Source organism: Pseudomonas sp. FSL W5-0203, from assembly GCF_001896155.1.
In the GTDB taxonomy this organism is placed as follows: domain Bacteria; phylum Pseudomonadota; class Gammaproteobacteria; order Pseudomonadales; family Pseudomonadaceae; genus Aquipseudomonas; species Aquipseudomonas paracarnis.
This window is the reverse complement of the sequence record NZ_MPOR01000001.1, coordinates 214,540-235,885: the sequence shown is the minus strand read 5'-3', so window position 1 is coordinate 235,885 and position 21,346 is coordinate 214,540. Positions and strand designations below refer to the sequence as shown.

Sequence of the window (21,346 nt, the reverse complement as noted above, 5' to 3'; positions counted from 1 at the left end):
GCATCCGATGTGTGGGGCTTCTGGCTGGAACTTTACCGCTTTTAGAAGTGGAAGCTGGTGGTCAACAACGCCGTACGCCCCGCCGCCTGGTTGGCGAAATGCGTGGAGAAGGCCTTGTCGTAGTAGGTTTTGTCGGTCAGGTTCTGCACGTTCAGTTGCAGGTCGACGTTCTTGGTCAGCTTGTAGCTGGCCATGGCGTCGTAGCGGGTGTAGGAGGGTACATACACTGTGTTGCCGACATCGCCGTAAACCTCATCGACGTAGAAGGCGCCGCCGCCGACGGTCAGCTTGGGCGTGATCTCGTAGGTGGTCCACAGGCTGAAGGAGTTCTTCGGCGTGTTGGGCATCTGATTGCCTTTGTTGGAGCCCGCACTCACGACACCGTTACGCCCGTTGAGGCCGGATTTGACCAGTTCGCTGTCCAGATAGCTGTAGCCCGCAAACACCTGCCATTGTTCGGTGATTTTGCCGCTGGCGGACAACTCGATGCCGTCGACCTGAGATTCACCGGCGTTCTGGTAGGTGAGTGCATCCACCAGGATGCGGGTGTTTTTCTTCTCGGTGCGGAACACGGCTGCGGTCAGGGACAGGCGGTCGTGGAACAGGTCCCATTTGGTGCCCAGTTCGTAGTTGACGGTTTCTTCTGGCTGCAAGTCGCTGGTGGCAGCACCGGCAGACAGCGGGTTGCCGTCGGAACCTTCGCCTATCAGGCCACCGGCTGGCGTGGCCGATGTGGCGTACGAGGCGTAGATGCTGCCGTTCTCCACCGGCTTCCAGACAAGGCCGGCCTGCCAGTTAAAGAACTGACTGTCGTCCTTGATCTTGCTGCGGGCTTTTACCGTCGCGCTCGGCACTGTGTTGGTGTTGGCTTCGGTGTCAAAGGTGTCGTAGCGCAGGCCCACGTTCAGCAGCCATTTCGGATCGAGCTCGATGGTATCGAACACGTACGCGGCGCGGCTGGTGGCTTTGGTGTTGGTGCCCATATAGTTGCGCGCAATGCTGCCGTTCCAGGCGTCGTCCGGGTTCGGGTTGCTCAGCGACGTGCACTGGCCGCCCAGGCTGCCCTTGGCCGTTGTGCACACTGGGTTGGCGTTAGGGCTGACGGTGTAGCCGCTGACACGGGTTTCTTCACCGGTGAACTCCAGGCCAGTAGAGTAAGTGTGCTTGAAGCCCAGGGCCTGGAAGCTGCCAAACAGGTCAGTCTGGTTGGTGGTTGTGGTCGTGGTGGAGACACGGCTGTTGGCGCGACGCCAGACGGTGCCGTAGCGGTTGACGTTGAACTTGCTGTCATCCGGCTGGGTGAGCACATAGTCCTGGCCGGTGCTGCCGTGACGCAGGGTGTTCTTGAGCGTCATGTTGTCGTTCAGGTCGTGCTCGATGGAGACCGTGCTGATGTCGGCGCGGGTCTTGCGGAAGTCACGGCTTTTCAAACCGTAGAAGTTGTTGCTGTCGCCGCCGTCGTTGGGTTTGTCATGCGCGTGGGCCGTGGCGGTCGCTGAGCCATAGCCATACGGAATCCCCGAATCCGGCAGGTCGTCACTTTCCATGTGGTAGTAGCTGAGGTTGACGCGGGTCGGCGTGCCCAGGCCAAACGTCAGCGACGGTGCCACGCCCCAACGGTCGTAGTTCACCGCATCGCGGCCAGCCACGTTTTGTTCATGGCTCATCAGGTTCAGGCGGAATGCCGCGCTGTCGTCCAGGAACTGGCGGTTCACGTCGAGCACGTAGCGGCGGGTCTGGTCGGAGCCATAGGTAAAGCCGCCGTTGGTGAAGTCCCGCGCTTGTGGGGTCTTGCTCACCAGGTTGAGGCTGCCACCGGCCGAACCACGACCACCGAACGAAGAGTTCGGGCCTTTGCTGACTTCGATGGACTCGATGTCGAAGATCTCGCGGCTCTGGCCGCCGGTATCGCGTACGCCATCGAGGTAGGTATCGCCCTGGGCATCAAAACCACGGATGAACGGACGGTCGCCCTGAGGATTGCCACCTTCACCGGCACCGAAGGTGATACCCGGTACGGTGCGCAAGGCGTCCTGCAACGAGGTGGCGGCGGTGTCCTTGAGGACTTGTTGCGGCACCACAGTGACCGAACGCGGCGTGTCCACCAGCGGCGCGGTGTACTTCTGCGACGAGGCTTTTTCCACCTGGTAGGAGGTGTTGTCCTGCTCCTGGCCGGTGATGTTGGTGGCGCCGAGGGAGATAGGGGTGCGCTCGCCTTTTTGCTCGGTGTTTTCCGCTGCCTGCGCCATGTGGGCGGCAGAGCTGGCGCTGAGTGCAACGCCGATGGCCGAGGCCAGCATACGCGGTGAACTGGCGGTTGTTATTAGTGTAGTGCGCGACATGACGTGTCCCTTCCCCAAGGATGTGAGGCCGCGGAATATAGGGCCAACAAGACTTTGTATCAATTGCGAGATATTGCTATTCGCATCGAATTTACATTCTTTACACTTTTTTGTTACGGATTTTGCGCTCTCGTTCGTCCCCGTGTTTTACAGGGAGGATAAGAATCAATACCATTGGCGCCTCTCTGATCGCAGGTATTGCCTCATGTTGCTGCACATTCCCGGCCTGTTCTCTCGCGAGGAGGTGCTGCGCATTCGCCAAGCCCTGGAAGAGACCGAATGGGCTGACGGCAAAATCACCGCCGGGCACCAGTCGGCCAAGGCCAAGCACAACCTGCAATTACCCGAAGGCCACCCCCTGGCCAAGGAAATCGGCGCGGCGATGCTGGAACGGTTGTGGAGCAACCCGCTGTTCATGTCGGCCGCGCTGCCGCATAAAGTCTTCCCGCCACTGCTCAACTGCTACACCGCTGGCGGCAGTTTCGACTTTCATATCGACAACGCGGTGCGCCAACCCAAAGGCAGCCATGAGCGCGTGCGCACCGACCTTTCGTCCACGTTGTTCTTCAGCGACCCCGACGACTACGACGGTGGGGAACTTGAGATCCAGGACACGTTCGGCCTGCAACGGGTCAAGCTACCCGCCGGCGACATGGTGCTGTACCCCGGCTCCAGCCTGCACAAAGTCAACGCGGTGACCCGTGGCGCGCGTTATGCCTCGTTCTTCTGGACCCAAAGCCTGGTGCGCGAAGACAGCCAGCGCACCTTGCTGTTTGAAATGGACGGCGCGATCCAGCAACTGACCCGCGACGTGCCCGACCACCCTGCGCTGATCCAGCTCACCGGCACCTACCACAACCTGTTGCGCCGCTGGGTCGAGGTCTGAGCATGGGCTTTTTATTGCGCCGCGAAGAAGTGCTCAATGTCGAACAATTGCAGAGCATGCTCGATGACTCCCCGGTGCGCGCCGCCCAGGCCATTCTGATCGCGGCCAAGGCAGGCGTGGTCGATGCCCAGGCCCTGCTCGGGCAAATCTTGCTGGAAGGGCGCGGCATTGCCCGCGATGAGGCCCTGGCGCTGCGCTGGTTCCAGATTGCCGCGCAGGGCGGGCACCTGATGGCGCGCAATATGATCGGGCGTTGCCGGGAGCATGGCTGGGGCTGCGCTGTCGATGAAGCCGCCGCAGCACGGGAATATCGTCTGGCGGCACACGCCGGGTTGGATTGGGGGCAGTACAACTACGCCAACCTCTTGGCTACCGGCCGTGGCGTTGTTGAAGACCAGGCGCAAGCACTGGCGCTGTATCGCCAGGCTGCCGAACAGGGCCATGCCAAGTCGATGAACCTGCTCGGGCGTTACCTGGAAGACGGGCAGCATTGCCCCAAGGATGTTGAGGCGGCCGTTGAGTGGTACCGCCGCTCAGCCGAGGCAGGTGATTTTCGTGGGCAGTTCAGCCATGCGGCGGTGCTGGCAGGCAGCGGCCAGGTCGACGCGGCGCTGGAGTGGTTGCACAAGGCGCTGGCAGGCGGGAATCTCAAGTTTCTGCAAACGGCACACAAGGCGCTGGCACGGGCGGATGACCCGCGAATTCGCGCCATGGCCGAGTTGTACCAGCAACGAGCTACGAGCTGATCGTTCCCACGCTCCGCGTGGGATGCCGCCCTGGACGCTCCGCGTCCGCACTTGAGCGCGTAACGCAGAGCGTCACAGGAGGCGTTCCCACGCAGAGCGTGGGAACGATCGGGGGTGGGGTTAAACGTAGAAGGATTTCAGCGGCGGGAACCCATTGAACTCAACCGCGCTGTAGCTGGTGGTGTAGGCACCGGTCGACAACCAGTACAGACGATCACCAATGGCCAGGTTCAACGGCAGGCCGTACTTGTAGTTTTCGTACATGATATCGGCGCTGTCGCAGGTCGGGCCGGCGATGACCACTTCTTCCATCTCGCCTTTCTTCTCGGTCCAGATCGGGAACTTGATGGCTTCGTCCATGGTTTCGATCAGGCCGGAGAACTTGCCCACATCCGTGTACACCCAGCGCTCGACGGCGGTACGGGACTTGCGCGCCACCAGCACCACTTCGCTGACCAGGATGCCGGCGTTGGCGATCAATGAACGGCCTGGTTCCAGAATGATTTCCGGCAGGTCGTCCCCGAAGTCTTCCTTGAGGAAGCGGATGATTTCTTCAGCGTAGGTTTCCAGGCTGTTGGTGCGGGTGATGTAGTTGGCCGGGAAGCCACCGCCCATGTTGATCAGCTTCAGGTGGATGCCGTCTTCTTCTTTGAGGCGTTCGAAGATCACCTTGACCTTGGCGATGGCTGCGTCCCACACGCTGATGTCGCGCTGTTGCGAGCCGACGTGGAACGAGATGCCGTAAGGCACCAGGCCCAGGTCGCGGGCGAGGATCAGCAGGTCCATGGCCATGTCGGTCTGGCAGCCGAATTTACGCGACAACGGCCAGTCAGCAGTGGTCGAGCCTTCGGTGAGGATACGCACATACACTTTCGAACCCGGCGCGGCCTTGGCGATGTTGCGAAGGTCGGCTTCGGAGTCGGTGGAGAACAGACGCACGCCCTTCTCATAGAAGTAGCGGATGTCCTTGGATTTCTTGATGGTGTTGCCGTAGCTGATACGGTCGGCGCTGACGCCGCGGTCCATGACCTTGTCCAGCTCATAGATCGAGGCGATGTCGAAGCTCGAACCCTTGTCTTTCAACAGGTCGATGATCTCAACGGCCGGGTTGGCCTTGACGGCGTAATACACCTTGGCGAATTCGAAACCGGCGCGCAGGTCGTCGTAGGCCTGGCTGATCATCGCGGTGTCGATCACCACGAACGGGGTTTCTTGCTTGTCGGCGAACGCCTTCATTTTGTCAAAAGTGGCGCGCGCGAAATAATCTTCGACGTTGATCGACATGCTGGGAACTCCTAAGGGCAAACTAATTTGATCAATGGGTGCAAATGAACGTCCTCCGTATCCCCACTTTGGTTCGCCTACTTCCCAAGGCATGTCGCCGAAAGCAAAAAGGCCATGGGGTAAGCTGCCCTTGGCCTTGCTGTCTCGTCGTCAGTACTTGAGCCGGATGGATCGTTTCCAGCATGGACGTTCGGCGCGAACTTTAGGGCTTGGCGGGCGTGGGATCAACTAAAAATGTCGCGTTTTTGCACGCGTTCGTCGCGCGGCCGCGTGCAGCTACTTATGTAACCGACCGGTGTGACGGATTGATGTTCCCCGGATGGGGCCAATCAGATGGATTTGCGGTGTATTCATCGCAGGCAAGCCAGCTCCCACATTTGAACTGCATTCTTATGCTGGAATGCATTCCCCTGTGGGAGCTGGCTTGCCTGCGATAGCGATCTATCAAGCCAAAGCAGTTTCGGCAGGCGAGACAATGCTGGTCTTGCCGCCACGGGATTTACCGGAACTCAGGTACTCGGCAATCGACTCCTGGGTCACTTCACCCAGGAACACGCGCTCGGCATCCATCACCGGCAACCACGAGCGGTTGAACTCGTACATGCGCGACAGCAGGATGCGCAAATGCTCGTCGTACGCCGCCGTGGCGTTGAACTCGCGCAGGTACTGGCCGCAGGTGCCGGCCTGGCGGTGCAGGTCGCGGCGGCGTACGTAGCCCAGCGCCTTGTTCTCCGAACAGGTGACCACCACATAGCGGCGGTCGTGCTCGTCCATCAATTCCAGCGCATCGGCCACGGGTGTTTCCGGGCTCACCGACGGGGCGTTGTCCGCCGCGTCTTCGGCTTTTACCAGCAGCAGGCGCTTGAGGGTGCTGTCCTGGCCCACGAAATTGCTGACGAACTCGTCGGCCGGGTGCGCCAGCAGCGTGTCCGGGTGGTCGATCTGCAGCAGCTTGCCGGCGCGGAAGATGGCGATCTTGTCACCCAGCTTGATGGCTTCGTCGATGTCATGGCTGACCATGATCACGGTCTTGTTCAGCGCGCGCTGCATCTCGAAGAATTCGTTCTGGATCATCTCGCGGTTGATCGGGTCGACCGCGCCGAACGGCTCGTCCATCAGTAGCAGCGGCGCATCCGCCGCCAGGGCGCGGATCACTCCGATGCGCTGTTGCTGCCCACCCGACAATTCACGCGGGTAGCGATGCAGGTACTGCTTGGGCTCCAGCTTGATCATGCTCATCAATTCGCGGGCGCGGTCGTGGCATTTTTGCTTGTCCCAGCCGAGCAGCTTGGGCACCACCACGATGTTCTCTTCGATGGTCATGTTGGGGAACAGGCCGATCTGCTGGATCACGTAGCCGATGTTGCGACGCAGGGTCACCTCGTCGAGGTCGGTGGTGTCTTCGCCGTTGATCAGGATCTTGCCCGAGGAGGGCTTGATCAGGCGGTTGATCATCTTCAGCGTGGTGCTCTTGCCGCAGCCCGAGGGCCCCAGGAATACGCAAATTTCGCCTTCGTTGACGGTCAGGCTTACATCGTTGACGGCGGTGACGGTCTTGCCGTTGCTTTGAAAAGTCTTGGACAGGTTTTGAAGTTCGATCATTTGAGCAATCCTTTTGGAGTCAGCGAGCGTTGCAGCCATTGCAGAAGCAGGTCGGCGAAGATGGCCAGGAGACTGACCAGCACGGCGCCGACGATCAGCATCGACATATCGCTGCGGCTGATGGAAGCCAGAATAAGTACACCCAGGCCACCGGCACCGATGGTGGCGGCGATGGTCATCACACCGATATTCATCACCACGGCGGTACGCACGCCAGCGAGAATCACCGGCACCGCAATCGGCAGTTCGACCATGCGCAGGCGCTGGCCGAAGGTCATGCCGATGCCGCGTGCGGCTTCGCGAATGCCTGGCTCAACGCCGGTGAGGGCCAGGTAGGTGTTACGCATGATTGGCAGCAGGGAGTAAAGGAACACGGCGGTGATCGCCGGCATTGGCCCCAGGCCCTGGCCGAACTTGGAGTAGAACGGCAGCAGCAGGCCGAACAGCGCGATGGATGGCACGGTCAGCAACACTGTGGCGCTGGCTTGCAACGGGCCGGCCAGGGTCGGGAAGCGCGTCATCAGAATGCCCAGGGGCACGCCGATGAAGATCGCGAGGATCACTGCGATGCCGACCAGGGTGATGTGCTGCCAGGTCAGGTGCAGGACCTGGGCCCAATCAAGATGGGAAAAGGCGTTCAAAAATTCCATGTCTTCTCCTTTTTAGTTGATTGGATGTTGGCGCAGGAAATCGGCGGCAACGGCGGACGGGCTTTCATGGTCGACGTCGACCCGTGCATTGAGCTGGCGCATGGTTTCGTCGTCGAACAGGTGGGCCAAAGGCTTGAGTTCGGCGGCCAGTTGCGGGTGTTTGTCGAGGTACTCCTTGCGGATCACCGGGGCTGCGGTGTAATCCGGGAAGTAGTGCTTGTCGTCTTCGAGCAGCTTCAACTTAAAGGCGTTGAGGCGCCCGTCGGTGGTGTAGACCAGTCCGGCAAACACCTGGCCATTACGCAGGGCGGTGTAGACCAGGCCCGCGTCCATTTGCCGGGTGTTCTCGCGTGTCAGGTTCATGTCGTACAGCTTGACCATGCCGGCCAGGCCATCGGAGCGGTTGGCGAACTCGGTGTCCAGGGCGACCAGACGGTGCTCTTTGGTGTTCTCGGCCATGGCGTTGGTGAGGTCGTTGATGCTGTTGATTTCGGGATGTTCCTGGGCGACTTTCTCCGGCAGCGCCAGGGCATAGGTGTTGCTAAAGCGCGACGGCGATAGCCAGACCAGGCCTTTTTTCCCATCGAGTTCTTTGACCCGAGCGTAGGACTGCTCGCTGTCGAGTTTCTCGTCGATATGGTTGTAGGCCACCAGCGACACGCCGGTGTATTCCCATATCAGGTCCAGTTGCCCGCTTTCCTGGGCACTGCGCGCCAGGTTGCTGCCCAGGCCGCCGGTCACGCGGGCGTCGTAGCCCTTGGTGCGCAGGTATTGGGAAGTGATTTCGGCGAGCAGGGTCTGCTCGGTGAACACCCGGGCGCCGATGCGGATCACGGGTTTTTCGGCGGCTTGCGCAATACCTGCAAGCAGCAGGACGCAGCCTAATATCAAGCTCAGTTTTTTCATGTGAATTCCTTTACCGGGCTTAAGACGGGCGTAACCCGCGTTCCAGCCAGAGGCGGCTGGCCATGGTCACCAGGCCATCAAGCAGCAATGCCAGCAGCGCGGTGCAGGCGGCGCCGAGCAACAGTTGCGGCTGGTTGTTCAGGGCGATGCCGGGGAAGATCAGGCTGCCGAGGCTGTTGGCGCCAATCAGGAACGCCAGCGGTGCGGTACCGACGTTGATCGCCAGGGCCACGCGCACACCGCCGATGATGATCGGCACGGCGTTGGGCAGCTCCACGCGAAACAGCACCTGGCGCGGCGTCATGCCGATGCCGGTGGCGGCTTCCTTGAGGGAGCCCTGAACGTTTTTCAGGCCTTCGTAGGTGTTGCGTACGATGGGCAGGAGCGAGGCAAGGAACAGCGCGAAGATGGCCGGGCCGCTGCCGATGCCGAGGACGCCGAGGGCGATGGCCAGTACGGCCAGGGGAGGGACGGTGTTGCCGATGTTGAAGATCTGCATGAAACGTTCTGCGCGCCCGACCATGTTGGGTCGGCTGAGCAGGATACCGGCGGGGATGCCCACAATCAGGGCTGCCAGCATGGAGACTAGGACGAGAATCAGGTGAGCTTGCAGGTAAAACAACAAATCGTCGCGGTACAGTTCGATCGTGTTGATGCCGATCCAGTGGACCAGCAGGGCCAGGAGCGCGACGACAACCGCGCCTCCTATCAGCCCTTTGCCATAGCGAATAGCCACAGGCGGACTCCTTTTTTTCTTTTGTCGGCGAACACATTTTCCGGCGGCACTGCCATTCCTGGCTGCCTCTGAATGAGTTCGCGAAAAGCAACTCGCCGATACTGGCAATGCAGTATGCGATCGAGCCATGAGCGCAGCCTCGTCAGGCTAACTTGCTGATATTTCAGCCCCTGTTCCGAGTGCGATAGCAGGGGAGTGGACGTCTCGACCTTTTAAAAGGTTCCACACTTGGGCGCATTTAGCCACCCCCAATGGGCTCAACGGTGGTCCGTACCCTCGCGTTTGCGCTATACTCGCCGCCCTTTTTTGACTCACCTGCCAGGCGATTTCCCATGACCCACCAGGCCGCCGAAGTCGCGAAACGCCGCACTTTCGCCATTATTTCCCACCCCGATGCCGGTAAGACCACCATCACCGAAAAGCTGTTGCTGATGGGCAAGGCGATCGCGGTGGCCGGCACGGTGAAATCGCGCAAATCCGACCGCCATGCCACCTCCGACTGGATGGAAATGGAAAAACAACGGGGTATTTCCATTACCACGTCGGTCATGCAGTTCCCGTATCGCGAGCATATGATCAACCTGCTCGACACCCCGGGGCACGAAGACTTCTCCGAAGATACCTACCGCACCCTCACCGCGGTGGACTCGGCGCTGATGGTCCTCGACGGCGGTAAAGGCGTCGAGCCACGTACCATCGCGCTGATGGACGTGTGCCGTCTGCGTGATACGCCGATTGTCAGTTTCATCAACAAACTCGACCGCGATATCCGCGACCCCATCGAGCTGCTGGATGAAATCGAAGCCGTCCTGAAGATCAAGGCCGCGCCGATCACCTGGCCGATTGGTTGCTACCGCGACTTCAAGGGCGTGTACCACCTGGCCGACGACTACATCATTGTCTACACCGCCGGCCACGGCCATGAACGCACCGAAACCAAGATCATTGAAAAGTTAGACTCCGACGAAGCCCGCGCCCACTTGGGTGACGAGTACGACCGTTTCGTCGACCAACTGGAACTGGTGCAGGGCGCCTGCCATGAGTTCAACCAGCAGGAGTTCCTCGACGGCCAGTTGACCCCGGTGTTCTTCGGTACCGCCCTGGGCAACTTCGGCGTCGACCACGTGCTCGACGCCGTCGTGGACTGGGCGCCAAAGCCCCTGGCCCGCGTTGCCAACGAGCGCACCGTGGAACCGGTGGAAGAGAAATTCACCGGCTTCGTGTTCAAGATCCAGGCGAACATGGACCCGAAACACCGCGACCGTATCGCCTTTATGCGCATCTGCTCCGGCAAGTACGAAAAAGGCATGAAGATGCGCCACGTGCGCACCGGCAAGGACGTACGCATCGGCGACGCCCTGACGTTCTTCTCCTCCGAGCGTGAACAGCTGGAAGAGGCGTTTGCCGGCGACATCATCGGCCTGCACAACCACGGCACCATCCAGATCGGCGACACCTTTACCGAAGGCGAAGCCCTGGGCTTCACCGGCATTCCGCATTTCGCCCCGGAACTGTTCCGCCGCGTGCGCCTGCGTGACCCGCTCAAGTCCAAGCAACTGCGCCAAGGCTTGCAGCAATTGGCCGAAGAGGGCGCCACCCAGGTGTTCTTCCCCGAGCGCAGCAACGACATCATCCTCGGCGCCGTGGGTGTGCTGCAGTTCGATGTGGTCGCCAGCCGCTTGAAAGAGGAATACAAGGTTGAGTGTTCGTATGAGCCGATCACCGTGTATTCGGCGCGCTGGATTGATTGCAGCGATAAGAAGAAGTTGGAAGAGTTCTCCAACAAGGCCGTGGAAAACCTGGCAATCGACGGCGGTGGTCACCTGACCTACCTGGCGCCGACGCGGGTGAACCTGGCGTTGATGGAAGAGCGCTGGCCGGATGTGAAGTTCCGCGCGACCCGCGAACACCACTAAGGTCTGAGCGGTTCAGAGAATGTGGGAGGGGGCAAGCCCCCTCCCACATTTTGACCTCCTAAAGGCTGGGGATTGGCGGTAATCCGGCATCGCGACTAGCGTAAACGCTGGTGGCAGTTAATGACTGCCGTGCGGAGCCCATTTACTGACTGGACGGAATCGACCATGAGTATTTTTCAACGCGTAGTGCTGTTGATGAAAGTGCTGGTGCTGTTGTCGTTGGGGATGTCGACGGCCTGGGCGCATAACCCGGTACCGAGCGCAGCGGTGGTGACCAGTGGTCAGGCATCGCACTTGCAGTTGGCCAAGTCCGAAGCCGAACCAGGCGATCAGGGCCAGGGCGGCAGCGAGGGTGATGATGACTCTACTACCGACGAGCCCGACAGCGACGACGCAGACGCAGACGAAGGCGATAGCCAAACGTAGGCTCGCTAGAAAGAAAGCGCCTCCCGCCAGCCTATAGCTGGTGGGAGGCGCTTTTCAGACCTCAAACAATGCCTTAGAACGATGTAGTCACCGACGCGAAGTAAGCGCGGCCCGGTTCATTGTAGGTCTGGGCACCGGCGTCGTCGGCGTTACCTTTGCGAGACAGGCGCTTGTCCAGGAGGTTGTTGATGCCCACGCGTACGCTCAGGTTTTTGCTGAATTCGTAGCCGCTGCTCAGGCCCATCAACCCGTACGGGTCGACGTCCTGCTGGGCGCTGCGCTCGTAACTGCTGGCGCTGCGTGAGTTGAGCGTCGGTGCTTCTTGTTTGCCGTAATAGGTGCCGCTGACCTGGAATGACAGCTTGTCAGTGGCTTGCCAATCCAGCGTGGTGTTGACGGTGTACTTGGGGATGATGCTCAAGGGCTCGCCGGTGTCCTTGTCCTTGGAGTCGATCATGTAGGTCAGGTTGGTATTCAAGTCCAGATCATCGCGCAGGCTGATGAACAGGTTGCCTTCAACGCCCTGCACCAAGGCGGGCCCGCTGTTTTCCCACTCCAGCACGCGGCGACCGTTGCCCAGGCGGAAGGCCGCCTCGTTACTGGCGTTGATCTTGTTCTTGTAGTCATTACGGAAGTACGTCGCACTGGTACGCCAGGTGCCCTTGTCGAAAGCCAGGCCGATTTCCTTGTTGACGCTGATTTCCGGCTTCAGGTCGCGATTACCCACCAGGTAGCAACCGCCCATGTTGGCTTCGCTGGCGTTGCAGCCATTGCCACGGCTGTACAGCAAATAGTTCGGGTTGGACTGGTACAGGTTGGGTGTTTTATAGGCGCGGGCGATGCCACCCTTGATGCTCAATTCATCGGTCAACTGGTGCGAGGCGTTGAAGCTGGGGCTCCAGTTGCCGCCGTATTCCTCATGGTCGTCGAAGCGCAAGCCAGGCGTGATGACAGTCTTGCTGCCTAGCTCGATGTTGTCCTCGGCAAACAAGGCGTAGCTCGAGGCGGTGGTCTTGGTGCTGTTGCGGCTCACGCCCGGGATGGCGGGGATGCCGCCGGTGCCTGGGTCATAGCTTTGCGGGCGCAACGAGCCTGGGTCGTTCATCGACTCGTAGAGGTACTCGCTGCCCAGGGTCAGCACCTGTTCGGCACCGACGCTCAGGGGCAGGTTGACCTCGGCGGTGGCCCGAGTGTTGCGCAAGCGCGACTCGAAACGGCCTGCGCTGGCAGACGGCGCACCCTCGCCAGAACCGGCCAGGCCTTCATTGAGGCGTTCGTTGCGGGTCAGGTCGTGGGTTAGCGAAGCCAGGGTCGAGCCCCAGTCGAACTCGCCGCGGTGCGTGGCAGAAAAGCTGCTGCGCTGAATCACACTGGTTTCCTTGCCCACCAGGCTTTCCACGAACGCGCCACCGCCGTTGAGCATGGTATCGCCGGCGAAAATATTGCCCTGGCGGCTGTAGCTGGCTTCCAGGTCGAGGGTTTGCTCGGGGGTGAACTGCCAGCTCAGCAAGCCGTTCACGTCTTTATTGCGCACGCCTTCGCGGCCGGCCACCAGCGAGTCTGGGGTCGCCTGTGCTGCGCGGTTGATGTCGGCGTCATCGGCGTCGGTCTTGTTCAGGCCGCCATAGACGCGGAACGCCAGGGTGTCGGTCAACGGGCCGCTGAGGTTGAAGTTGGTGCGTTTGCTCGCGCCTTCGGCATCGTTTTCGGGGAAGGCGGTGTAGGCGGTCAGCGAGCCGTGCAGTTGGTCGGTGGGGCGTTTGGTGATGATGTTGATGACACCGCCCATGGCACCGGAGCCATAACGGGCGGCGGCCGGGCCGCGCAGGATTTCAATGCGTTCGACTTCTTCGGCCGGCACCCAATTGGTTTCGCCACGGGTATCGCGGTCGCCGCTCCAGCCATAACGCACGGCGTTGCGGGAGGTGGACGGCTTGCCATCGATCAGGATCAGGGTGTTTTCCGGGCCCATGCCGCGCAGGTCGATTTGGCGGTTGTTGCCACGGCTGCCGCTGGAACTGTTGCCGGTCAGGTTCACGCCCGGCTCGCGGCGGATGATCTCCGACAGGTCGTTGGTGGGCGGGCGTTTCTTGATGTCTTCGGCGGTGATGATCGACACACCGGGCGCCTGCTTGAGTTCTTCGGCAGCGGTGCCCAATACACGCGTTTCGCCCAGCACCAGGGCTTGGGGCGTGCCATCCACCGGCAGGTCTGTCGCTTGGATCGGCACTTTATCGCGCTCTTTTTCCACACTCTGCGCCAGCAGCGCGGGTGACGAAAGGGTAGCGATAAACGCCAGCGAGAGATGGCTGAGCCTGAATTGAGACGACATGTCCACAAAGTCCTTTAGGAGGGGCGATTGAACGAGAGGCGTCTGAATTTTTGTCGTGCATCCAGCGCTCTCCGTGCGTCGTAATGGTATTGATTCTCAAACAGAAGTAAATTGCATTTACAATCTATACACTTTTCGAAACGCTCTGGCTCAATGTTTTCAGGGCTTTTGGCATGGGTTCAAACGGTATGTTTTTTGTTACAACCGCGCAAAAAAAAGCCCCTCCAGCCAGACTGATGCGCAATCTGGCGGGAAGGGCGATGGAACTCGATATTACGCATTACCCCTGTGGGGCGGGCTTGCTCGCGAAGACGGTGTGTCAGCAACCCATCTGTAGCTGAACCCACGCATTCGCGAGCAAGCCCGCTCCCACAGAGGGAAACAATGTTGCTTCAGGCCACGAATTGCTCCGCGTAGTGACAAGCCACCTGCCGGTTATCCAACGGCCGCAACAGCGGCTCCTCACTGCTGCAGCGCTCGGTCGCATACGGGCAGCGCTTGTGGAACGCGCAACCCGGCGGCGGGTTCAGTGGGTTGGGCAGTTCGCCGACGATCTTGATCTTTGGCTTGCTCGGGTCCGGGTGAATGGTCGGCGTGGCCGACAGCAGCGCCTGGGTGTAAGGGTGCAGCGGGCGTGCGTAGATGTCTTCCTTGGGGCCCACCTCAACCGGGCGGCCGAGGTACATCACCATCACATCGTCAGCTACGTGCTGTACCACCGCCAGGTTGTGGGAAATGAACACGTAGGCGGTGTTGAATTCCTGCTGCAAATCCATGAACAGGTTAAGCACCTGTGCCTGGATCGACACGTCCAGCGCCGAGGTCGGTTCGTCCGCCACCAGCACCTTGGGTTGCAGCATCATTGCCCGAGCCAGGGCGATACGCTGGCGCTGACCACCGGAGAACATGTGCGGGTAGCGCTGATAATGCTCAGGGCGCAGGCCCACTTGCTTCATCATCGCCTGCACTTTTTCGCGGCGCTCGGCAGCGGACAGGTGGGTGTTGATCAGCAGCGGTTCGGCCAGTTGATCGCCGACTTTCTGGCGAGGGTTCAACGAGGCATAGGGGCTCTGGAACACCATCTGCACGTCTTTGCGCAATTGCTTGCGCTGAGCCTTGTTGGCGCCGGCCACTTCTTGCCCGGCGATTTTCAACGAGCCCGACGAGGGCTCTTCAATCAGCGTCAGGGCGCGGGCCAGGGTGGATTTGCCACAGCCCGACTCGCCTACCACGGCGAGGGTCTTGCCGGCTTCCAGCTCAAAAGACACACCATTAAGAGCACGCACGGTGGCGTGGCCTTTGAAGAGGCCACGGGACACTTCGTAGTGACGGGTGAGGTCGCGGGCGGTAAGTACGACGGCCATTACGCCACCTCCTGGTTCAACGGGTAGAAGCAGCGGGCAAGGCTGTTGCTTTTCGGATCGAGGCCCGGCCGCTGGGCGCGGCAGGAGTCCTGCACATACGGGCAGCGCGGCGACAGCAGGCAACCCTGCGGACGGTCATAGCGGCCCGGCACGATGCCCGGCAGCGTGGCCAGGCGCGTGGCACCCAGGCTGTGCTCGGGAATCGCCTTGAGCAACGCTTCGCTGTACGGGTGTGCCGGAATGTCGAACAGCTGCGGCACCTGGCCGACTTCCACTGCCTGACCTGCGTACATTACGCAAACGCGCTGGGCGGTTTCAGCCACTACCGCGAGGTCATGAGTGATCAGCACCAGGCCCATGTTCTGCTCTTTTTGCAGGGCCAGCAGCAATTCCATGATCTGCGCCTGGATGGTCACGTCCAGCGCAGTGGTCGGTTCATCGGCGATCAGCAGTTTGGGCTCGCCGGCAATGGCCATGGCGATTGCCACGCGCTGGCTCATACCGCCGGACAGTTGATGCGGGTAAGCGTCCATACGGCTGGCGGCGCCCGGGATCTCGACTTTTTCCAACAGCTCAATGGCGCGTTTGCGTGCTTGTTTGCCGGACATTTTCAAATGCAGGCGCAGCACTTCTTCGATCTGGAAACCCACGGTGTAGCTGGGGTTCAACGCGGTCATCGGGTCCTGGAACACCATCGCCAGGTCTTTGCCGACGATCTGACGGCGCTGGCGGTTGCTCAGCTTGAGCATGTCCTTGCCGTCGAAGTTCAGGGCATCGGCGGTGACGATGCCGGGATGTTCGATCAGGCCCATCAGCGCCATCATGGTCACGGATTTACCCGAGCCCGACTCGCCAACGATCGCCAGTACTTCGCCCTTGTCGACGGAAATGTCGAGGCCATCGACCACCGGCACGGCGGTCTTGTCGCCGAAGCGCACGTTGAGATTCTTGATTTCTAACAATGACATGGGAATCTCCTCAGGCGGCGTTCTTGAGTTTCGGGTCCAGCGCATCGCGCAGGCCGTCACCCATCAAGTTGATTGCCAGCACGCTGAGCAAAATGGTCAAGCCAGGCAGGCTCACCACCCACCAGGCGCGTTCGATGTAGTCGCGGGCCGAAGCCAGCATGGTGCCCCACTCAGGGGTTGGCGGTTGTACGCCAAGGCCGAGGAAGCCCAGGGCCGCGGCATCGAGAATCGCCGAGGAAAAGCTCAAGGTCGCTTGTACGATCAGCGGCGCCATGCAGTTAGGCAGCACGGTGATGAACATCAGGCGTGGCAGGCCGGCGCCGGCGAGGCGGGCGGCAGTCACGTAGTCGCGGTTCAGTTCGCCCATCACGGCGGCGCGGGTCAGGCGCACATAGGATGGCAACGACACGATGGCGATGGCGATCACGGTGTTGATCAGGCCAGGGCCGAGGATGGCCACAATCGCCACGGCCAGCAGCAGCGATGGCAGGGCCAGCATGATGTCCATCAAGCGCATGATGGTCGGGCCGAGCAAGCGCGGGAAGAACCCAGCGAACAGGCCCAGCAGGATGCCCGGGATCAGCGACATCACCACCGACGATAAACCGATCAGCAACGACAGGCGCGAGCCCTGGATCAGGCGCGAGAGCAAGTCACGGCCCAGTTCGTCGGTGCCCAGCAGGAACTGCATCTGCCCGCCTTCCAGCCAGGCCGGTGGCGTGAGCAGGAAGTCGCGGTATTGCTCGCTGGGGTTATGCGGCGCAACCCACGGGGCGAAGATCGCGCAGAACACGATCAGCAACATGAACAGCAGGCCGGCAACCGCGCCTTTGTTCTTGGAGAAGGCTTGCCAGAATTCTTTGTACGGGGACGGGTACAGCAGGCTCTGATCGACTGCTGACACTTGAGTAGGTGTGGTCATGGTCATGATCTCAGCGCTGGTGACGGATGCGTGGGTTGGCGAAGCCGTAGAGGATATCCACCACGAAGTTCACCAGGATCACCAGGCAGGCGATCAGCAGAATGCCGTTTTGCACCACCGGGTAGTCCCGCGCGCCAATGGCTTCGATCAGCCATTTGCCGATGCCGGGCCACGAGAAGATGGTTTCGGTCAGTACCGCACCGGCCAGCAGCGTGCCGACTTGCAGGCCGACCACAGTGAGCACCGGGATCAGCGCGTTACGCAGGCCGTGCACGAACACCACGCGCGCCGGCGACAGGCCCTTGGCCTTGGCGGTACGGATGTAGTCCTCACGCAGCACTTCGAGCATCGACGAACGGGTCATGCGCGCGATCACCGCCAGCGGGATGGTGCCGAGTACGATGGCTGGCAGGATCAGGTGGTGCAACGCATCCCAGAACGCGTCCGGCTCGTCGGCCAGCAGGGTGTCGATCAGCATGAAGCCGGTGCGTGGCTCGATGTCGTAGAGCAGGTCGATACGCCCGGACACCGGGGTCCAGCCCAGGCTCACCGAGAAGAACATGATCAGGATCAGGCCCCACCAGAAGATCGGCATCGAATATCCCGCCAGGGAGATGCCCATCACCCCGTGGTCGAACAGGGATCCTCGTTTGAGTGCCGCGATCACCCCGGCCAACAGGCCCAGAATACCGGCGAACAACAGCGCGGCCATGGACAGTTCCAGGGTCGCGGGGAAGAGGGCGGTGAACTCGGTCCACACGCTGGTGCGAGTGCGCAACGATTCGCCAAGGTCGCCCTGGGCGAGCTTGCCGACGTAATCCAGGTATTGCGCATACAGCGGCTTGTTAAGGCCAAGGCGCTCCATTGCCTGGGCGTGCATTTCGGGGTCAACCCGTCGCTCGCCCATCATGACTTCTACGGGGTCGCCTGGAATCATGCGAATCAACGCAAAGGTCAGCAACGTGATGCCGAAGAACGTGGGGATCAATAACCCCAGTCGGCGGGCAATAAAACTAAACATCTTGGTGTGTACCTCAATCAGCCGGTTAGGCAGGTCCGGCACCGTCAGTGTCGACGGTGCCGAGCGTTTTTCTTATTTACTTCACCTGGGTGGTGGCGAAGTTATTGGTAGTCAGAGGGCTTTGGGTATAACCCTCGACGTTCTTGCGCATGGCGGTAAACATTTTCGGGTAGGCCATGGGGATCCACGGTTGGTCCTTCTCGAAAACGGCCAAAGCTTGTTCATAGAGTGCGGCGCGTTCGGCGGGTTCAGCGTCGGCGCGGGCCTTGTCGATCAAGTCTTGAAACTCTTTGTTACACCAGCGGGCGTAGTTTTCGCCGTTTTTCGCTGCGTCGCAACTCAGGTTAGGGGTGAGGAAGTTATCCGGGTCGCCGTTATCCCCGGCCCAGCCTGCAGAAACCATGTCGTGTTCGCCGGCTTTAGCGCGCTTGAGCATTTCGCCCCACTCCATGACCTTGATATTGACCTTCAGGCCAATCTGGGCCAGATCCGCCTGCATGCGCTGGGCGCCGAGCATCGGGTTGGGGTTGGTCGGGCCGCCGCCGTTACGGGTAAACAGGGTGAACTCGGTGCCTTCCGGTACGCCGGCTTCCTTGAGCAGGGCGCGCGCCTTGTCCAAGTCGCGAACTGGGTTTTTCAGCTTGTCACTGAAGCCCAGCAGGGTCGGCGGGTACGGCCCGGTGGCATCGACGGCGTTGCCTTTGCCGTACAGCGATTCGTTGTAGCCCTTTTTATCGAAGGCAATATTGATCGCGTGACGTACCCGCGCATCGCTCATGTACTTGTGGGTGGTATTCATGGCGGTGTAGCTGGTGGTCATCGCCGCTAGTTCCGCCACTTTCAGGTTGGGATCAGCCTTGGCGCTGGGTACATCATCGGGCTTGGGATACAGCGCGATCTGGCATTCGTTGGCCTTGAGCTTTTGCAGGCGCACATTGCTATCGGTGGTGATTGCCAGAATAAGCGGGTCGGCCGGCGGCTTGCCACGGAAGTACTCCGGGTTGGCCTTGAAACGCACCTGGGCATCTTTTGCGTAGCGGTTGAAGATGAACGGCCCGGTGCCGATGGGCTTGGCGTTCAGGTCATCGGTCTTGCCGGACTTGAGCAACTGGTCGGCATATTCGGCGGAGTGAATCGAGGAAAACGCCATGGCCAGGTCGGCCAGGAACGGGGCTTCAGGACGGGTCAGGGTAAAGACGACGGTGTGATCGTCGGTTTTCTCTACGCTCTTGAGCAGTTCTTTAAAGCCCATGCTTTCGAAGTACGGATAGCCCACGTTGGACTTTTTATGCCAAGGGTGATTCGGGTCCAGCTGGCGCTGGAAGCTCCAAAGCACATCATCGGCATTCAGTTTGCGCGTGGGTTTGAAATAGTCGGTGGTGTGGAACTTGATGTCGTCACGCAGGTGGAAGGTGTAGGTCAGGCCATCGGCGCTGATTTCCGGCAGGTCTTTGGCCAGGGCAGGCACCACTTCTGTGGTGCCGGGCTTGAAGTCCACCAGGCGGTTGAACATGGTTTCAGCGGCGGCGTCAGCGGTCACGGCAGTGGTGTACAGGACCGGGTCGAAACCTTCCGGGCTGGCTTCGGTGCAGACCACCAGCGGTTTGGCCGAAACGCCGATCGCCACGCTCAACAGCGCAGCGGCCATGGCGGCTTGTAGTGGGAGCATTTTCATTCAGAGCCCTCTGCAATCGATGGAACCAGAAAAGCGTAGGCGGCAAGCTCGTCCTGAGCTCGCCGCCTGCCTGGCATTAATTAAAGGATGTTGAACGGGATGGTGGTAACCAGACGGAACTCTTTGATGCTGCCGTCGGACTGGAACTCGCTGCCACGGTGCTCAACATAGGTTGCGCGCACGGTGGTGGCTTTGAGCGGGCCGCTCTGCAGCGCGTAAGAGGCGCCTACACCGTATTCCTGGTGCTTCTCGCCGTCCTGGGACTGGATGCCGTCATAGGCAAACTTGGCCCGGCCATTGTTGCCGGTGTAGTGGGTACCATCGATGCCCCAGCCGCGTGCCGAGTAGGCGTTGAACTTAAGGCCAGGTACGCCGTATTCAGCCATGTTGATGGCATAGGCGATCTGGAAGGATTTCTCGTTCGGGCCGTTGAAGTCAGACGTCAGGGAGTTGGCCAGGTAGATACCGTTGGTTTCGTGCAGGTAGTCGAAGTACTCGTTACCGTTCACTTGCTGGTAGCCAAAGGTCAGGCTGTGTGCCTGGTGAGTCAGGCCCAGGGAGAGGGAGAAGGTATCGTTGTCGATTTCCCCCATCTCTTTTTTGCCTTCATCGACAGTCTTGTAGTAGTTGAAGCCGGTGGTCAGGCCCAACTGCTGCGCGTCGCCCAGCTCGTGGGTGGCGCCGAAGTAGTACTGGTTCCAGAAGTCCTTCACGTTAGCGGCGAAGAAGCTGGTCTTCAGGCTTTTCAGCGGCTGGTAGTTCACACCCAGGGTCGACACTTTGTCGGTTTCTGCGCCATTGCCGTATTCGGTACGGAATTTCGACAGGCTCTGCTCGCTACGTGGGGAAACGCGGTCGAACACGCCGCCCTGGAACGACAGGTTGCTGAACTCTTCGCTGTTGAAGCTCACGCCCTGGAAGCTCGAAGGCAGAGCACGGTTGCCGATGGTGTCGACGATGCCGCTGCTGAAGTTCTGGCGACCGGCGGTCAGTGTGGTGTTGGACACACGGAATTGCACGTTGGCCAGGCCCAGTTTGCTCCACTGGTCTACGGCGTCACCGTTGGAGTCGGCCAGGGTACGGTTGGAGCCGCCTTTGATATCACGCTTGCTGCGGTCCAGTACCAGGGCGTTGTACACCGCCACTTCAGTCTTGACCCCAACGGTGCCCTGGGTGAAACCCGAGCTGGCGTTGAGGATGGTGCCTTGCACCCAGTTGGTACGGTTGCGATCGGTCAGGGTCTGGCCGTGTTTCTGGTACGAGAAGGTGCCCCCGCGGTATTTGCTTTCATGGGAGTACCAGTTACGCGTGGTGCCGCCCAGGCTGAAATCTTCGATAAAGCCTTTGGCCTCGCTTTGGGCGCTGGTGCCGGCCAGGGTGGTAGGAACGAAGTCCTGGCTTTGCGTTTCAGCGTAGGCGGTGGCCGTGATGCTGCTGATGGCCAAGGCCAGAAGCGCTTTGCTGCTCAGTTTCATGGGTGAAGCTCCTTTGGTTCTCTTTTTTAATGCCGGTCTTTTTGGGTGATCCGGCTATTGGGTGTGGAACTTGTTCAAGCTATTGCAAACGTTTG

Annotated in this window: 17 protein-coding genes; 4 read left to right on the top strand and 13 right to left on the bottom strand. The window is 60.4% G+C overall.

Going from position 1 to position 21,346, the window contains the following annotated elements:
• Positions 1-41: 41 nt before the first annotated feature.
• Complete coding sequence (locus BOP96_RS01105) at positions 42-2,342, bottom strand: TonB-dependent receptor (protein ID WP_014716888.1); 2,301 nt, start codon at positions 2,340-2,342, stop codon at positions 42-44.
• A 205-nt stretch (positions 2,343-2,547) separates the two neighbouring features.
• Between BOP96_RS01105 and BOP96_RS01100 the strand changes: the two genes are divergently transcribed.
• Both BOP96_RS01100 and BOP96_RS01095 read left to right on the top strand, forming a co-directional pair.
• Positions 2,548-3,228 carry a Fe2+-dependent dioxygenase gene (locus BOP96_RS01100; protein ID WP_003188464.1) on the top strand — a complete coding sequence of 227 codons (681 nt, stop codon included), beginning with the start codon at positions 2,548-2,550 and terminating at the stop codon, positions 3,226-3,228.
• Positions 3,229-3,230: 2 nt separating this feature from the next.
• Positions 3,231-3,974, top strand: a complete 744-nt coding sequence (locus BOP96_RS01095; RefSeq protein ID WP_014716889.1) for a tetratricopeptide repeat protein — start codon at positions 3,231-3,233, stop codon at positions 3,972-3,974.
• Between the two features lie 120 nt (positions 3,975-4,094).
• Here BOP96_RS01095 and BOP96_RS01090 read toward each other — a convergent pair whose 3' ends face one another.
• The 5 genes from BOP96_RS01090 to BOP96_RS01070 all read right to left on the bottom strand — a co-directional run bounded on the left by BOP96_RS01090 (position 4,095) and on the right by BOP96_RS01070 (position 9,152).
• On the bottom strand, positions 4,095-5,258 hold the full coding sequence (locus BOP96_RS01090) for a type III PLP-dependent enzyme (protein WP_014716890.1): 1,164 nt from the start codon (positions 5,256-5,258) through the stop codon (positions 4,095-4,097).
• A gap of 444 nt (positions 5,259-5,702) precedes the next feature.
• Complete coding sequence (locus BOP96_RS01085; protein ID WP_014716891.1) at positions 5,703-6,860, bottom strand: osmoprotectant ABC transporter ATP-binding protein OsmV; 1,158 nt, start codon at positions 6,858-6,860, stop codon at positions 5,703-5,705.
• Positions 6,857-7,510 (bottom strand): ABC transporter permease, encoded by a 654-nt coding sequence (locus tag BOP96_RS01080; RefSeq protein ID WP_003188473.1) that lies wholly within the window; start codon positions 7,508-7,510, stop codon positions 6,857-6,859. Before BOP96_RS01080 ends, BOP96_RS01085 begins: the two co-directional genes overlap by 4 nt.
• Before the next feature lie 12 nt (positions 7,511-7,522).
• Entirely contained in the window at positions 7,523-8,416 is an 894-nt protein-coding gene (locus BOP96_RS01075) for a glycine betaine ABC transporter substrate-binding protein (RefSeq protein WP_073451650.1), read from the bottom strand.
• A gap of 19 nt (positions 8,417-8,435) precedes the next feature.
• On the bottom strand, positions 8,436-9,152 hold the full coding sequence (locus BOP96_RS01070) for an ABC transporter permease (RefSeq protein ID WP_004372306.1): 717 nt from the start codon (positions 9,150-9,152) through the stop codon (positions 8,436-8,438).
• A gap of 332 nt (positions 9,153-9,484) precedes the next feature.
• Between BOP96_RS01070 and BOP96_RS01065 the strand changes: the two genes are divergently transcribed.
• Positions 9,485-11,068 carry a peptide chain release factor 3 gene (locus BOP96_RS01065; RefSeq protein WP_003188476.1) on the top strand — a complete coding sequence of 528 codons (1,584 nt, stop codon included), beginning with the start codon at positions 9,485-9,487 and terminating at the stop codon, positions 11,066-11,068.
• Between the two features lie 165 nt (positions 11,069-11,233).
• A complete protein-coding gene (locus tag BOP96_RS01060; protein ID WP_014716893.1) occupies positions 11,234-11,494 on the top strand; it encodes a hypothetical protein in 261 nt (86 codons plus the stop codon).
• A 73-nt stretch (positions 11,495-11,567) separates the two neighbouring features.
• Here the strand turns inward: BOP96_RS01060 and BOP96_RS01055 are convergent, their stop codons facing one another.
• From BOP96_RS01055 to BOP96_RS01025, 7 genes are all read right to left on the bottom strand, one after another.
• The gene (locus BOP96_RS01055) at positions 11,568-13,826 is read right to left on the bottom strand and encodes a TonB-dependent siderophore receptor (protein WP_014716894.1); all 2,259 of its coding nucleotides are present in this window, start codon (positions 13,824-13,826) and stop codon (positions 11,568-11,570) included.
• Between the two features lie 392 nt (positions 13,827-14,218).
• Positions 14,219-15,190 carry a peptide ABC transporter ATP-binding protein gene (locus BOP96_RS01050; RefSeq protein ID WP_014716895.1) on the bottom strand — a complete coding sequence of 324 codons (972 nt, stop codon included), beginning with the start codon at positions 15,188-15,190 and terminating at the stop codon, positions 14,219-14,221.
• Positions 15,190-16,158 (bottom strand): ABC transporter ATP-binding protein, encoded by a 969-nt coding sequence (locus BOP96_RS01045; protein ID WP_014716896.1) that lies wholly within the window; start codon positions 16,156-16,158, stop codon positions 15,190-15,192. Before BOP96_RS01045 ends, BOP96_RS01050 begins: the two co-directional genes overlap by 1 nt.
• Before the next feature lie 10 nt (positions 16,159-16,168).
• Positions 16,169-17,080, bottom strand: a complete 912-nt coding sequence (locus BOP96_RS01040) for an ABC transporter permease subunit (protein ID WP_003188486.1) — start codon at positions 17,078-17,080, stop codon at positions 16,169-16,171.
• A gap of 10 nt (positions 17,081-17,090) precedes the next feature.
• Positions 17,091-18,101, bottom strand: coding sequence for an ABC transporter permease subunit (locus BOP96_RS01035; protein WP_003171721.1), 1,011 nt, complete (start codon positions 18,099-18,101; stop codon positions 17,091-17,093).
• A 76-nt stretch (positions 18,102-18,177) separates the two neighbouring features.
• Positions 18,178-19,776 (bottom strand): ABC transporter substrate-binding protein, encoded by a 1,599-nt coding sequence (locus tag BOP96_RS01030; RefSeq protein ID WP_073451648.1) that lies wholly within the window; start codon positions 19,774-19,776, stop codon positions 18,178-18,180.
• Positions 19,777-19,856: 80 nt separating this feature from the next.
• The gene (locus tag BOP96_RS01025) at positions 19,857-21,251 is read right to left on the bottom strand and encodes an OprD family outer membrane porin (RefSeq protein ID WP_014716898.1); all 1,395 of its coding nucleotides are present in this window, start codon (positions 21,249-21,251) and stop codon (positions 19,857-19,859) included.
• Between the last annotated feature and the right edge of the window lie 95 nt (positions 21,252-21,346).